At 70.4% G+C, this 13,613-nt stretch carries 11 protein-coding genes; all 11 read left to right on the forward strand.

The features are described 5' to 3' along the window. The first annotated feature begins 49 nt into the window (after window positions 1–49). From DEF76_RS03320 to DEF76_RS03370, 11 genes are read left to right on the forward strand one after another with little or no spacing between them, the layout of a single operon-like run. Window positions 50–1,957: a peptidoglycan D,D-transpeptidase FtsI family protein gene (locus DEF76_RS03320; protein ID WP_240319206.1), complete on the forward strand. Its 1,908-nt coding sequence runs from the start codon at window positions 50–52 to the stop codon at window positions 1,955–1,957. Continuing rightward, complete coding sequence (locus DEF76_RS03325) at window positions 1,938–3,413, forward strand: UDP-N-acetylmuramoyl-L-alanyl-D-glutamate--2,6-diaminopimelate ligase (protein ID WP_240319208.1); 1,476 nt, start codon at window positions 1,938–1,940, stop codon at window positions 3,411–3,413. Before DEF76_RS03320 ends, DEF76_RS03325 begins: the two co-directional genes overlap by 20 nt. Then, window positions 3,410–4,771 (forward strand): UDP-N-acetylmuramoyl-tripeptide--D-alanyl-D-alanine ligase, encoded by a 1,362-nt coding sequence (locus DEF76_RS03330; RefSeq protein WP_114911101.1) that lies wholly within the window; start codon window positions 3,410–3,412, stop codon window positions 4,769–4,771. The genes DEF76_RS03325 and DEF76_RS03330 overlap by 4 nt, the downstream gene beginning before the upstream one ends. After that, window positions 4,771–5,859, forward strand: coding sequence for a phospho-N-acetylmuramoyl-pentapeptide-transferase (mraY, locus tag DEF76_RS03335; protein ID WP_114911102.1), 1,089 nt, complete (start codon window positions 4,771–4,773; stop codon window positions 5,857–5,859). Before DEF76_RS03330 ends, mraY begins: the two co-directional genes overlap by 1 nt. Next, window positions 5,856–7,223: a UDP-N-acetylmuramoyl-L-alanine--D-glutamate ligase gene (gene murD / locus DEF76_RS03340; protein WP_114911103.1), complete on the forward strand. Its 1,368-nt coding sequence runs from the start codon at window positions 5,856–5,858 to the stop codon at window positions 7,221–7,223. The genes mraY and murD overlap by 4 nt, the downstream gene beginning before the upstream one ends. Next, window positions 7,223–8,344 carry an FtsW/RodA/SpoVE family cell cycle protein gene (locus DEF76_RS03345; RefSeq protein ID WP_114911104.1) on the forward strand — a complete coding sequence of 374 codons (1,122 nt, stop codon included), beginning with the start codon at window positions 7,223–7,225 and terminating at the stop codon, window positions 8,342–8,344. Before murD ends, DEF76_RS03345 begins: the two co-directional genes overlap by 1 nt. Continuing rightward, window positions 8,341–9,438 (forward strand): undecaprenyldiphospho-muramoylpentapeptide beta-N-acetylglucosaminyltransferase, encoded by a 1,098-nt coding sequence (murG, locus tag DEF76_RS03350; RefSeq protein WP_114911105.1) that lies wholly within the window; start codon window positions 8,341–8,343, stop codon window positions 9,436–9,438. The genes DEF76_RS03345 and murG overlap by 4 nt, the downstream gene beginning before the upstream one ends. After that, window positions 9,435–10,880: a UDP-N-acetylmuramate--L-alanine ligase gene (murC, locus tag DEF76_RS03355; RefSeq protein ID WP_114911106.1), complete on the forward strand. Its 1,446-nt coding sequence runs from the start codon at window positions 9,435–9,437 to the stop codon at window positions 10,878–10,880. The genes murG and murC overlap by 4 nt, the downstream gene beginning before the upstream one ends. Next, window positions 10,877–11,812, forward strand: a complete 936-nt coding sequence (gene murB / locus DEF76_RS03360; RefSeq protein WP_114911107.1) for a UDP-N-acetylmuramate dehydrogenase — start codon at window positions 10,877–10,879, stop codon at window positions 11,810–11,812. The genes murC and murB overlap by 4 nt, the downstream gene beginning before the upstream one ends. After that, a complete protein-coding gene (locus DEF76_RS03365) occupies window positions 11,809–12,726 on the forward strand; it encodes a D-alanine--D-alanine ligase (protein WP_114911108.1) in 918 nt (305 codons plus the stop codon). Before murB ends, DEF76_RS03365 begins: the two co-directional genes overlap by 4 nt. Continuing rightward, the gene (locus DEF76_RS03370) at window positions 12,714–13,613 is read left to right on the forward strand and encodes a cell division protein FtsQ/DivIB (protein ID WP_114911109.1); all 900 of its coding nucleotides are present in this window, start codon (window positions 12,714–12,716) and stop codon (window positions 13,611–13,613) included. The genes DEF76_RS03365 and DEF76_RS03370 overlap by 13 nt, the downstream gene beginning before the upstream one ends.

Consider the following 13,613-nt stretch of genomic DNA (forward strand, 5'->3'; position numbering starts at 1 on the left):
TGCCGCGGCCCGCGCCTATGGCGCGCCGCGCGCGGCCGCGGTGCCGCGCATGGAGGATGTCCGCGTCACCGCGCCCGATCTCGCCCGCCGCGCCCTGATCGAGAAAACCCATGCCCGGCTGGTGCTCGCCGCGGCCGGGTTCGCGACCTTGTTCGGTGCCGTCGCGGTCAAGCTCGCGCTCGCGACGGTATTGATGCCGCTTCGCCCGCCGCCGGAAAAACCGCTGATCGTCGCCCCGCCGCCGGCCTCGCCAGATCTCCCCGATCCCGCCGCGCCGCGGGTCGCGCGCGCCAGGATCGTTGATCGCAATGGCCAAGTGCTCGCGCTGTCGCTGCCCATCGCCGAGCTTTATGCCAACCCGCGCGAGGTCATCGACCCGGCCAAGATCGCCGACCAATTGGTTCGCGTCGTGCCCCGGCTCGATCGCGCGACCATCACCCAGCGCCTCACGGCCAACAAAGCCTTCGTCTATCTCGCCCGCGAATTGTCCCCGAGCGAGGAGCTGGCGATCAACGATCTCGGGATTCCGGGGCTCTATTTTCAGATCTCGGAGCGCCGCCATTACCCGCTCGGCCGGGTCGCGGCGCAGGTTTTGGGCGGCGTCGATGTCGATGAGCGTGGCGTCGCCGGGGCGGAGCGCGCTTTTGACGCGCGGCTGCGCACCGATCCGGCGCCGCTTCGGCTCTCCCTCGATGTCCGCGTCCAAGCGGTGGTGCGCGAGGAATTGCTCGCGGCGATGACCGAATTCCAAGCGATCGGCGCCTCGGGCATCGTCATGGATGTGCGCACCGGCGAGGTGCTGGCGATGGTGAGCCTGCCCGATTATGACGCCAACGCCTTCGGCAGCACCCCGCCCGACGATCGCTTCAACCGCGCGATCACCGGCCTGTTCGAGCCCGGCTCCACGTTCAAGCTGCAAACCGCGGCGATGGCGCTCGATTCGGGGGCCGCCCACCTCTGGGATCAGTTTGACGCCTCCCAGCCGATCCATATCGGGCGCTTCACCATCACCGATTTCGAGGGCAAGCATCGCTGGCTCTATCTGCCCGAGGTGCTCGCCTATTCCTCCAATCTCGGCGCCGCCCATATCGCGCTCACGGTGGGCGCGGAGCGCCAACGCGCCTGGCTGCGCGCCATGGGGTTCTTCGAGCGCGTCGGCATCGAGCTGCCCGAGGCCGCGCGGCCGCTGGTGCCGGCGGTGACGAATTGGCGCGAGGTGGCGACGATGACCATCGGCTTCGGCCACGGGATCGCGGTCTCGCCGCTCCATGTCGTGCGCGGGACGGCGGCGATCGCCAATGGCGGCGTCGTTCTCCGCCCGACCATCCTCGCTTTGCCCGACGGCGCGGCGCCGGCAGGGACGCGGGTGATGCAGGAGAGCACATCGGCGGTGATGCGCCGGCTGATGCGTCTCGTGGTCACCGAGGGCTATGGCAAGAAGGCCGACGTGCCGGGCTATTTCGTCGGCGGCAAGACCGGGACGGCGGAGAAGGTCGGCTTGCACGGCTATCGCAAGCACACCAACGTCTCGGCGTTCGTCAGCGTCTTTCCGATGAACGCGCCGCGTTATGCGGTTTACATGATGCTCGACGAGCCCCACGGCAACGCTGCGACCGGGTTCTTCTCGACCGCAGGGCAGGTGAGCGCGCCCGCCGCCGGGCGGGTGATCGCGCGCATCGGGCCGATGCTCGGCCTGTTCCCGGAAACCGAGAACGCCGCCGCCATCGAGGCGTCGCTCGCGATCCCGCTGCAGCCGAGCCGCGGCATGCCAAGCGCCCGCCCGCCGATCGCAACGCTCGCGCCGCCGGCGCTGCCGGCTGCCGCGACCGGCGCCAATGCGCCGCCGCGCGCCGCGCCCCCGCGCGATGGGCGCCATGAGGCGGCCCTCCCGGCGGCGCCCTCGCTGCTCGCCGCGTTTTCGCCCGGCGTCGCGGAGGCTGGCCTTGCGCCTCGCTGATCTCATCGCCGGGCTCGCGACGCCGCTTGCGCTCGACGATGACGCGGCGGGGGTCGAGATCGGCGCGATCACCGCCGATAGCCGCGCGGTGACGCCGGGGGCGATTTTTGCCGCACTCCCCGGCGCCCGCGTCGATGGCCGGGCCTTCATCGCCGAGGCGCTGGCGCGCGGCGCCGTCGCCGTGCTGGCGCCGCGCGATATGACGTGGCCGGAGGGGGTGGCGCCGGTGCCGCTGCTCCGCGCCGCAACGCCGCGCCGCGCGCTTGCCCTGATCGCCGCGCGTCTTGCCGGCGGCGCGCAGCCGGAGACCGTTGCCGCCGTCACCGGCACCAATGGCAAGACCAGCGTCGTGAGTTTTCTGCGCGAGATTTGGGCGCGCGCCGGCCTCGCCGCGGCATCGCTCGGCACGCTCGGCCTCGTCGCCGCCGGCTTTCCGCCCGGCCCGAGCCTTACCACCCCCGATCCGGTGGCGCTGGCGGCAACGCTCAAAGCCCTGGCGGCGGCCGGGATCAGCCATCTCGCGATGGAGGCCTCCTCGCACGGGCTCGATCAATACCGGCTCGATGGCGTGCGCCTCGCCGCTGGCGCTTTCACCAATCTGACGCGCGATCACCTCGATTACCATGGCGCCATGGCGGCCTACCGCGCCGCCAAGCTGCGTCTGTTCGCCGATTTGCTGCCAACCGGCGCGCCGGCGGTTTATGCCTCCGGGCTCGAGCGCGAAACCCGCGAGGCGCTCGCCGCCATCGCGGCGCGGCGCCGGCTGCGGCTCCTCTCCGTCGGCGAAGGCGGCGACGTGATCGCGCTCGAGCGGGTCACACCGCTTCCCGACGGCCAGGAAATCGCGATCCGCGCCGAGGGCGCGCGCCATACCCTTCGCCTTGCGCTCGCCGGGCGGTTTCAGGCCGAAAACGCGTTGCTCGCGGCGGCGCTGGCGCTGGCGCTCGGGGTGGATGACGCGCTTGCCGCTCTCCCCCATCTCGCTGGCGTGCGCGGGCGGATGGAGCGGGTCGCGGCACTCGCCAATGGCGCCGCGATCTATGTCGATTACGCCCACACCCCCGATGCCCTGGCGCGGGTTCTCGAGGCGTTGCGCCCGCATGCCGGCGGCCGGCTCGTCGTTGTGTTCGGCGCCGGCGGCGATCGTGATCGCGGCAAGCGCCCGCTGATGGGCGAGGTCGCGGGCCGCCTCGCCGATCGCGTCATCATCACCGACGATAATCCGCGCAGCGAAAATCCGGCGCTGATTCGCGCAGCGATCCGCGCCGCCTGTCCGAACGCGGCCGAGATCGGCGATCGCCGGTCCGCGATCGCCGCCGCGATCGAGGGGCTCGGCGCCGGCGATCTCCTGGTCGTTGCCGGCAAGGGGCACGAACAAGGCCAGATCGTCGGCACGGAGACCATTCCGTTCGATGACGCCGCGGTGGTTCGCGATCTCGTCGGGGGCGCGGCATGAGCCCGCTTTGGAGCGCGGACGATCTCGTGCTCGCGACCGCGGGCGTGATGCGGGCGCCATTTGCCGCCGAGGGGGTTGCGATCGACAGCCGCCGCATCACCCCGGGCGATCTCTTCATCGCCCTTCGCGACCAGCGCGACGGCCATGATTTCGTGCGCGATGCCTTGCAGCGTGGCGCCGCCGGCGCGCTGGTCGATCACCTGCCGCCGCATTTGCCCGAGGACGCGCCGCTCCTGGTTGTCGAGGACACGTTGCGTGGCCTTACCGCGCTCGGCGCCTATGGCCGGGTGCGGGCGCGGGCGAAAATCGTTGCCGTCACCGGCAGCGTCGGCAAGACCAGCACGAAGGAGATGCTGCGCCTGATCCTTGCCGGCCAAACCAGCGTCCACGCCGCCGAGGCCTCTTATAACAATCATTGGGGCGTGCCGCTGACGCTCGCGCGCTTGCCGCCCGATGCCGGGGCGGCGGTGATCGAGATCGGCATGAACCATGCCGGCGAGATCGCGCCGCTGGCGCGCATCACCCGCCCGCATGCCGCGATCATCACCGCGATCGCGCCCGCCCATCTCGGCCATCTCGGCAGCCTGGACGCCATCGCGCGCGAAAAAGCCTCGATCCTCGAGGGCTTGCCGCCCGAGGGGGTTGCGATCCTGCCGGCCGAAAGCGCATTTTTGCCGCTGCTCCGAGACGTCGCCGGGGCGCGGCGGGTGATCACCTTCGCCGGCGCCGGCGATGTGCCGCTGCTCGCCTTCGCCGGCGATGCCGCGGGGAGTGACGTGAAAACCACGCTCGGCGGCCGGGAAATCAGCTTCCGGCTCGGCGCGCCGGGGCGGCATATGGCGGAAAATGCCCTCGCCGCCCTCGCCGCCGTCGCCGCGCTCGGCTTCGATCCCATCGCCGCGGCGGCGGCGCTCGCCGGGTTCGCGGGCCTTGCCGGGCGCGGCGCGCGCACCCGGCTTTCGCTCCCGCAGGGCGAGATCACGCTGCTCGATGAGAGCTACAACGCCTCGCCGGCCTCGGTGCGCGCGGCGCTCGCGGTGCTCGGGATGCAGGCGGGGCGGCGGCTTGCGGTGCTCGGCGATATGCGCGAACTCGGCGCCGCCGGTCCCGCCGAGCACGTCGCGCTGGCCCGCGATATCGCCGGCAACGCGGATCAGGTCTTCACCGCCGGGCCATTGATGGCCGGGCTTTTCGCTGCCATCCCCGCCGCCTTGCGTGGCGCGCACGCCGATTCCGCGGCGGCGCTGGCGCCGCTCGTGCTCGCGTCGCTGCAAGAGGGCGACGTGGTTTTGGTGAAAGGGAGCTTCGGCAGCCGCATGTCCTTGGTGATCGACGCCATTCTGCGTGAGGCGCGCTGATGCTGTACACGCTGACGCGGCCTTATGCCGAGCATTTCATTCTTTTCAATCTGCTGCGCTATCTCACCTTCCGCTCGGGGGCGGCGTGTCTCACGGCTTTGGTGGTGAGCTTCATCATCGGCCCCCGCCTCATTCGCTGGCTGAAAGCGGTGCAGGGACAAGGCCAGCCGATCCGCGATGACGGGCCGGCGAGCCATCTGGTCGCGAAAAAAGGCACGCCGACGATGGGCGGCGTTCTCATTCTCGTCGCCCTCCTTACCTCGACGCTGCTTTGGGCCGATCTCGGCGATCCCTATGTCTGGGTGGTGATGGGGCTGACGCTCGGCTATGGCGCGCTCGGCTTCGCGGATGATTATCTCAAGCTCAGCAAACGCAATGTGCGCGGCCTGCCGGGGCGGTGGAAGCTGCTCGGCCAGGCCGGGTTCGGGCTTTTGGCGGCGAGCGCTTTCATGCTGCTCACCCACGAGCCGCTCGGGAGTGGCGTCACCCTGCCGCTGTTTAAGGATGTTTTGATCCCGCTTGGGATTTTCTTTCCGCTGTTTGGCGCTTTGGTGATGATGGGCGCCTCGAACGCGGTCAATCTCACCGATGGCCTCGATGGGCTTGCGATCGTGCCGACGATCATCACCGCCGGCGTCTTCGGGCTCATTGCCTATCTCGTCGGCAACCGCGTCTTTGCCGATTATCTGCAGCTTCACCATGTGTTTGGTGTCGGCGAACTCGCGGTTTTCTGCTCGGCGCTGATTGGGGCGGGGCTCGGCTTTCTCTGGTTCAACGCGCCGCCGGCGGCGGTGTTCATGGGCGATACCGGCAGCCTCGCTTTGGGGGGGGCGCTCGGCGCGGTCGCGGTTGCGGCCAAGCACGAGGTCGTGCTCGCGATCGTCGGCGGGCTGTTCGTCGTCGAAACGCTTTCGGTGATCGTGCAGGTGTTTTGGTTCAAGCGCACCGGCCGGCGCGTCTTCCTGATGGCGCCGCTCCACCATCATTTCGAGAAAAAGGGCTGGGCGGAGGCGACCATCGTCATTCGGTTCTGGATCATTTCGATGATTCTCGCCCTCGTCGGCTTGGCGACGTTGAAGATCAGATGAGCGCGTTTGGCAAAATCTTTGTGGGCCAGCGGATCGCCGTCCTCGGGCTCGGGCGAAACGGCTTGCCGGCATCGCGCGCGCTTGCGGCGATGGGTGCTGAGGTGCTGGCGTGGGACGATCGCGATGCCGCCCGCGCCGAGGCCGCCGCGGCAGGGGTTGCCGTCGCGCCGCTTGCGCCGCGCGGGATGGACGCGCTGTTGCTTTCGCCCGGCATTCCCCATCGCCTGCCGGCGCCGCATCCGGTCGCCGCGGCGTTTCTTGCCGCCGGCGTCCCCATTCTCTCGGACGTCGAATTTCTCTATCGCGCCGCCCGCGCGGCGGGCTCGTCGGTGAAATTCGTCGGCATCACCGGCACCAACGGCAAATCGACGACGACGGCGCTGCTCGCCCATATCCTCGCGGGCGCCGGCATCCCGGTCGCCGCGGGCGGCAATCTCGGCCCGGCGGCGCTGGCTTTGCCGCGATTGCCCGATCACGGCGTTTACGTCCTCGAAATGTCATCTTATCTCTTGGAGCGACTCGCGCGCCTCCGCTTCGATGCGGCGGCAATGCTCAATCTCTCCCCCGATCATCTCGACCGGCACGGCGACATGGCTGGCTATATCGCCGCCAAGCGGGCGATTTTCGCGCGCCAGACGGCGGCGGATTGCGCCGTGATCGGCATCGATGACGAGGATAGCCGGGCGCTCGCCGCGCAGATCAGCGGGCCGCGACTCGTGCTGATCTCGGGCGCCGATCAGAGCGACGCCGAGATCCGCGCCGTCGGCGGCCTGCTACGCGATGGCAACGGTGTGCTCGCCGATCTCGGCCGGGCGCGGGCCTTGCCGGGGGCGCATAACGCTCAGAACGCCGCCGCGGCTGCCGCCTTGGCCTTGGCGCTCGGCGTCTCGCGCGCGGCGATCGCCGCTGGGGTTGCGGATTTCCCCGGGCTTCCTCATCGCGCCGAGCGTATCGCCGAGATCGCGGGCGTTGCCTTCATCAATGACAGCAAGGCGACCAACGCCGATTCCGCGGCCCGCGCGCTCGCTTGTCACGAGCGGATCGTCTGGATCGCCGGCGGCATCGCCAAGGCCGGCGGCATCGAGAGCTTGGCGCCGTTTTTCCCGCGCGTCGTCGAGGCGTTGCTGATCGGGCGCGATGCGCCGCTCTTTGCCGAGACGCTGGCGCGCAACGGCGTTGCCCATCGCGCCGTCGAAACCCTCGCGCAAGCGGTGCCGGCGGCGTTCGCCGCGGCGCGCGCGGCCGGCGCCGTGGTGCTGCTCTCGCCGGCGTGTGCGAGTTTTGACCAATTCGCGAATTTCGAAGCGCGCGGCGAGGCGTTTCGTCGCCTCGTCGCGCAGCTCGCGGGCGGGGAGGGGCGCTGATGCCGGCCCTGTCGCGCGCCGATACGTCGCTGCTCGGTCGCTGGTGGTGGACCATCGATCGCTGGACGCTGCTTGCTCTCGGCGTCCTCATCGGCACCGGCTATGTGATGATGCTGGCGGCGAGCCCGGCGGTTGCCGAGCGCATCGGCGAGGGGCATGACGCGCTGATCGTCAAACAGGTGGTGTTTCTCGCCCTCGCCGCGACGATCGTCGTGTTGGTCTCGCTGTTTTCGCCGCGCGGGGTGCGGCGCCTCGCGCTGATCGGCGGGGTCATCGCGGTTTTCCTCACCGCGCTCACCCTCGTCAAAGGGGTTGAGATCAAGGGCGCGCGGCGCTGGATCGCCTTGCCGGGGATGTCGCTCCAGCCAAGCGAGTTTCTAAAACCCTGTTTCGTCGTGATGGCCGCCTGGCTGATCGCCGAGAGCAAGCGCCGGCCGCGTTTTCCGGGGGTTTGGATTGCCGCCTCGGTTTATGCGGTGATTGCGCTGCTGCTCAAATCGCAGCCCGATATCGGCATGCTCGCGGTGATCACCGCGGTCTTTCTCGCCCAGCTCTATCTCGGCGGGCTCAATCTGTTCATGGTCGCGGTCGGGTTCGCCGCGATGAGCGGCGCCGGCGTTGCCGCCTATCTTCTGTTTCCGCATGTTCACAGCCGGGTCGCGCGCTTTCTCGATCCCGGCAAGGGCGATCATTATCAGGTCACGACGGCGCTCGAGGCGTTCGGCAATGGCGGGCTCTGGGGCCGTGGCCCTGGCGAGGGGCGGATCAAGGACATTCTGCCCGACGCCCATGCCGATTTCGTTTTCGCGGTCGTCGGCGAGGAATTCGGTTTTGCCGTTTGTCTCGTCCTGCTCGGGGTCTTTGCGTTCATCGTCGTGCGCGGCCTGCTGCGCCTCATCGGCGAACGCGATCTCTTCACCATCCTCGCCGCCGCCGGGCTGCTCGCGAGTTTTGGGCTGCAGGCCTTCGTCAACATGGCCTCCTCGCTGCATCTCATCCCGACCAAGGGCATGACGCTGCCGTTCATTTCCTATGGTGGCTCCTCGGTGCTTGCGGTCGCGCTCGGGATGGGGATGCTGCTCGCGCTGACCCGCCGGCGCCATCATGGCGAGGCGTTATGAGCGGGCGGGCGTCTTCTCCGATCGTGCTGGCGGCTGGCGGCACGGGCGGGCATTTCTTTCCCGCCGAGGCGCTGGCGGCGGCGCTGATCGGGCGCGGCCGGCGGGTCGTGCTGTTTGCCGATGCGCGCACCAAGATCGGCGCGGATAGCGTGTTCGCGGCGCGTGAGCGTTTCGTCATTCCCGGCGGCGGCATCGCCGGGCGCGGTGTGGGCCGCGCCATCGCCGGGGCGCTCAAGCTGCTCGCCGGGTTTTTCGTCGCGCGGCGGGCGCTGCGTGATCTGCGCCCGGCGGCTCTGGTCGCCTTCGGCGGCTATCCGGCGATCGCGCCGGTGCTCGCGAGCCGAAGTCTCGCGCGGCGTGTTCCGGTCATTCTGCATGAACAGAACGCGGTGCTCGGGCGTGCCAACCGGTTTCTCGCCCGCTTCAGTGCGCGGCTGGCGCTGAGCGTCCCCGACACGCGATCGATCCCGGCGGGGACGGCGACGATCGTGGTCGGCAATCCGGTGCGCCCGGCGATCGCCGCTTGCGCCGCGATCCCTTATGCGCCGCCGACCGAAAGCGGCGCGATCCGGCTGCTGGTGCTTGGCGGCTCGCTCGGCGCGCGGGTGATGAGCGATGTCGTGCCGGCTGCCCTCGCCGCGTTGCCGACGACGCTCCGCGCCCGCCTCGCGCTTGCCCAGCAATGCCGGGCCGAGGATCTCGCCCGCGTCGCCGCCTTCTACCGCGAGGCCGCGATCAGCGCCGAATGCGCGGCGTTCTTCGCCGATGTTCCCGAACGGCTGGCCGCCGCCCACCTCGTCATCGCCCGCGCCGGCGCCTCGACGCTTGCCGAACTCGCGGTGATCGGCCGGCCGGCGATCCTGGTGCCGCTGCCGGGCGCGATCGACGATCACCAGAGCGCCAATGCCCGCGCTTTCGGGGACGCCGCGGTGACGATCGCCGAGCGCCAATTCACCCCGGCGCGGCTTGCCGCCGTGGTCTGTGACCTTCTCGCCGCCCCCGCGCGCCTTAGCGCGATGGCGGCGGCGGCAAAGCACGGGCCGGCCGATGCCGCCGAGCGCCTCGCCGATCTCGCCGAGGGTGTGCGGCCATGAGGGCGCTGCCGCTCGCCATCGGGACGCTGCATTTCGTCGGCATCGGCGGCATCGGCATGTCGGGCATCGCCGAGGTGCTGCATAATCTCGGCTATCGCGTCCAGGGCAGCGACGTTGCCGAGAGCGCCAATGTCTTGCGTCTGCGCGCCGCCGGCATTCCGGTCGCGATCGGGCATGCGGCGGACAATCTCGGGGAAGCGCGCGTCGTCGTGGTTTCGAGCGCGATCCGGCGCGACAATCCGGAAGTGCTCGCCGCCCGTCAGCGCTTCATCCCGGTGGTGCGCCGGGCCGAGATGCTGGCCGAATTGATGCGCCTCAAATGGTCGATCGCGGTTGGCGGCACGCATGGCAAGACGACGACGACGAGCCTGATCGCCGCCGTTCTCGAAGCCGCGAAGCTCGACCCCACCGTGATCAATGGCGGCATCATCAACGCTTACGGCACCAACACGCGGCTCGGCGCCGGCGATTGGATGGTGGTCGAAGCCGATGAGAGCGACGGCAGTTTTCTCCGCTTGCCGGCGGTGGTCGCGGTGGTCACCAACATGGACCCCGAGCATCTCGACCATTGGGGCACGCCGGAGGCGATGGTCGCGGGCTTTGACCAGTTCGTCGGCAATATCCCGTTTTATGGCTTCGCGGTGCTCTGCGTCGATCATCCGGCGGTGCAGCAGATGATCCCGCGTCTCGGCGATCATCGGGTCATCACCTACGGATTTTCGCCGCAGGCCGATATCCGCGCCGAGCGCATGGTCGCCGACAAGCTTGGCGCGACCTTCGAAGTCGTTGCGACCGATCGTGTCCGTGATCGCGCCCGCCGTCTCGGCCCCTTCCGTCTCCCGATGCTCGGCCGCCACAATGTCCAGAACGCGCTCGCCGCCCTTGCCATCGGGATCGAGATGGCGATCCCGGAGGCGACGCTGAAAAGCGCGCTCGCCGCCTTCCGTGGCGTCAAGCGCCGCTTCACCCGCGTCGGCGAGGCCGGCGGGATCACCATCATCGATGATTACGGCCATCATCCGGTCGAGATCGCGGCGGTTTTGAAAGCGGCGCGCCAGGCTGGGGCGAGGGATGTCGTCGCGGTGGTGCAGCCGCACCGGTTTTCGCGGCTGCAGGCTTTGTTCGACGATTTCTGCACCTCGCTCAACGATGCCGGGACGGTGATCGTCGCCGATGTCTATGCCGCCGGTGAGGCGCCGATCGCCGGCATCGACCGTGACGCGCTGGTCGAGGGCCTGCGCGCCAGCGGCCATCGCAGCGTCGTGCCGCTGCCCGCGCCTGCGCATCTCGCCGAGATGGTCAATGCCATCGCGCGGCCGGGGGATTTCGTGGTTTGCCTCGGCGCGGGCACCATCACCGCCTGGGCGAACGCGCTGCCGGCGCAGCTTGCGGCGTTGCAGGCGGCACAAAATCGCCGGCCGGGCGGCGAGGGGGCGGCATGATGGCGGCCGACATCGCCCCCGCCTTCGCCCCGCCGCCGGGGTTTCGCGGCCGCCTCCTGCGCGACTCCGTGCTCGCGCCGCAGACCTGGTTTCGCGTCGGCGGCGTGGCCGAATGGCTCGCGCGGCCGGTGGATGCCGAGGATCTCGCCGCTCTGCTCGCCGCGCTCCCGGCGACGATGTCCTTTTGCGTGCTCGGCGCCGCCTCCAACGTCATCATCCGCGATGGCGGGATCCCGGGCATGGTCATTCGGCTCGGGCGCGGCTTTGGCGGCATCGCCTTCGATGATGGCGGTGTCGTCGCGGGGGCCGCGGTTTTGGACGCGACGCTGGCCGAGGCGGCGCTCGCGGCCGGGCGCGGCGGGCTCGAATTTCTCGCCGGCATTCCCGGCACCCTCGGTGGCGCCGTCGCGATGAACGCTGGCTGCTACGGGAGCGAGATCGCGAGCGTGCTCGATTGGGCCGATATCGCGCTCGCCGGCGGCGAAACCCGCCGCTTGCAGGCGGCCGATCTCGCGTTCGCCTATCGCCATGCGGCGCTGCCGGCGGGCGCGGTGGTGATGGCGGCGCGGCTTCGCACGCGCGCCGATGCGCCGGCGGCGATCGCCGCCCGCATGGCCGAGATCCGCGCCCAGCGGGCGGCGACGCAGCCGCTCAGGGCGCGCACCGGCGGCTCGACGTTTCGCAATCCGCCCCCCGCCGAAAGCACGCTCAAGGCCTGGGAGTTGATCGAGGCCGCCGGGTGCCGCGGCCTCCGCCTGGGGGCGGCGCAGGTTTCCGAGCAGCACTGCAATTTCCTGATCAATACCGGCGGCGCGCGCGCGGCCGAGATCGAAGGCCTCGGCGAGAGGGTGCGGGCGCGGGTGCTGGCCGCGACCGGGGTTTCGCTCGCGTGGGAAATCCGCCGCCTCGGGGTGCCGGAGGGGCGGCGATGAGGCGGGTTGCGGTGCTTTATGGCGGGATATCGGCCGAGCGCGAGGTCAGTCTCGCCTCCGGCCGCCAAGTGATTGCCGCCCTCGGCGCGGCCGGGTTTGCGGTGACGCCCGTCGAGGTCGGGGGCGATCTCGGCGCCGTCATCGCCGCGCTGACCCCGGCGCCAGACGTCGTCTTCAACGCCTTGCACGGGCGTTTCGGCGAGGATGGCGCGATCCAGGGCGTGCTCGAATGGCTCGGCATCCCCTATACCCATTCCGGCGTGCTCGCCTCGGCGCTCGCCATGGATAAGGAAGCGGCGCGGCGGGTGTTTGCCGCGGCCAACCTGCCGATCGCCGCCGGGCGGGTGGTCTCGCGCGCCGACCTCGCCGCCGGCGACCCGCTGCCCGCGCCCTATGTCGTGAAACCGCTCGCGGAGGGATCTTCGGTCGGGGTCACGATCATCACCCAAGGCGATAATCGCCGCGCCGAGATCGCCGCGAACTGGCGTTTCGGCCCCCGCGCCCTGGTCGAGGAATTCATCCCCGGGCGCGAGATCACCGTCGGCGTGCTCGGCGAGCGGGCGCTGACCGTGACCGAAATCCTGCCTGCCGCCGGATTCTACGATTACCAGGCGAAATACGCCGCCGGCGGCTCGCGCCACGTGCTGCCGGCGGCGATCCACCCGGCGGCGTTCGAGGCGGCGCTGGCGACAGCGCTCGCCGCCCATCGCGCGCTCGGCTGCCGGGGCGCGAGCCGGGCCGATTTCCGCTATGACGACACGGCCGGCGAGCCCGGCCGCCTCGTCCTGCTCGAGGTCAATACCCAGCCCGGCCTCACCGCGACCTCACTTTTGCCCGAGCAAGCCGCCTGCATGGGCATGGATTTCCCGGCGCTCTGCGCTTGGATGGTGGAGCAAGCGGCATGCCGCGTCTGACGCGCAGCAAAGGGCGGGCGGCCGGCGAGCGGCCGGCGCGCTGGCGGCTCCTGCTCCGCCGCTGGCGGCGGGCGCTGATCCGGCTCGGGCTTGCGGGCCTTGCGTTCGGCGCACTGGTTGTGCTCGTCGCCGTGCTGCGCGGGCATGGCGCCGCCGAGGACAGCCTCGCCCCGCGCACCGCCTGGGCTGATGCGCTGACCGCGCGGCTCGGTTTGCGGGTGCGCGCGGTGGTGGTCGAGGGGCGCGGCAATACGCCGGAGCCGCTGCTGCATGCCGCGATCGGCGTCGAGCCCGGCGATCCCATCCTCGGCGTTTCCCTGGGGGCCATGCGCGCCCGGCTCGAAAGCCTCGCCTGGGTGCAGCAGGCGGTGGTGGAGCGGCATCTGCCGGGGACGATCGTCATTCATCTGACCGAGCGGCGGCCGTTCGCGGTCTGGCAGAATCAGGGGCGCTTTACGTTGATCGACCGCGCCGGGCGCGAGGTCGCCGATGAGGGGGTCGCCAATTTCAAGACGCTGCCGCTGGTGGTGGGGGCGGACGCGCCGGCGCATGCCGCCGCCATCCTCGATCTCATCGACCGCTATCCCGAGATCCGCGCGCGGCTCGCGGCTTTGGTCAGGATCGGCGGGCGGCGCTGGAATCTCCGCCTCGTCAATGGCGCCGATGTTTTGCTGCCGGAAGGGCATGAGGCGCAAGCGCTGGCGCGGCTCGCGGTGTTGCAGAGCGACCATGCGCTGCTCGATCGCCCCTTCGCGGCCGTCGATCTCCGCGCCCCCGATCGGCTGATCCTGCGGCCACGCCCGGAGAGCGCGCCGCCGGAGGGCGAGGCCGGAAAAGCGCCGCCCGGGCCGCATGGCGAAGCGGCGGCGCCAGGAAAGCCGACATGA

It is taken from the genome of Acidibrevibacterium fodinaquatile, from assembly GCF_003352165.1.
In the GTDB taxonomy this organism is placed as follows: Bacteria; Pseudomonadota; Alphaproteobacteria; order Acetobacterales; family Acetobacteraceae; genus Acidibrevibacterium; species Acidibrevibacterium fodinaquatile.

Coding starts and splice junctions, on each gene's coding strand:
- DEF76_RS03345 (WP_114911104.1), top strand. CDS start 7,223: ATGCCGGCCCTGTCGCGCGCCGATACGTCGCTGCTCGGTCGCTGGTGG.
- murD (WP_114911103.1), top strand. CDS start 5,856: ATGAGCGCGTTTGGCAAAATCTTTGTGGGCCAGCGGATCGCCGTCCTC.
- DEF76_RS03365 (WP_114911108.1), top strand. CDS start 11,809: ATGAGGCGGGTTGCGGTGCTTTATGGCGGGATATCGGCCGAGCGCGAG.
- murC (WP_114911106.1), top strand. CDS start 9,435: ATGAGGGCGCTGCCGCTCGCCATCGGGACGCTGCATTTCGTCGGCATC.
- murG (WP_114911105.1), top strand. CDS start 8,341: ATGAGCGGGCGGGCGTCTTCTCCGATCGTGCTGGCGGCTGGCGGCACG.
- DEF76_RS03320 (WP_240319206.1), top strand. CDS start 50: ATGGAGGATGTCCGCGTCACCGCGCCCGATCTCGCCCGCCGCGCCCTG.
- DEF76_RS03370 (WP_114911109.1), top strand. CDS start 12,714: ATGCCGCGTCTGACGCGCAGCAAAGGGCGGGCGGCCGGCGAGCGGCCG.
- DEF76_RS03330 (WP_114911101.1), top strand. CDS start 3,410: ATGAGCCCGCTTTGGAGCGCGGACGATCTCGTGCTCGCGACCGCGGGC.
- mraY (WP_114911102.1), top strand. CDS start 4,771: ATGCTGTACACGCTGACGCGGCCTTATGCCGAGCATTTCATTCTTTTC.
- murB (WP_114911107.1), top strand. CDS start 10,877: ATGATGGCGGCCGACATCGCCCCCGCCTTCGCCCCGCCGCCGGGGTTT.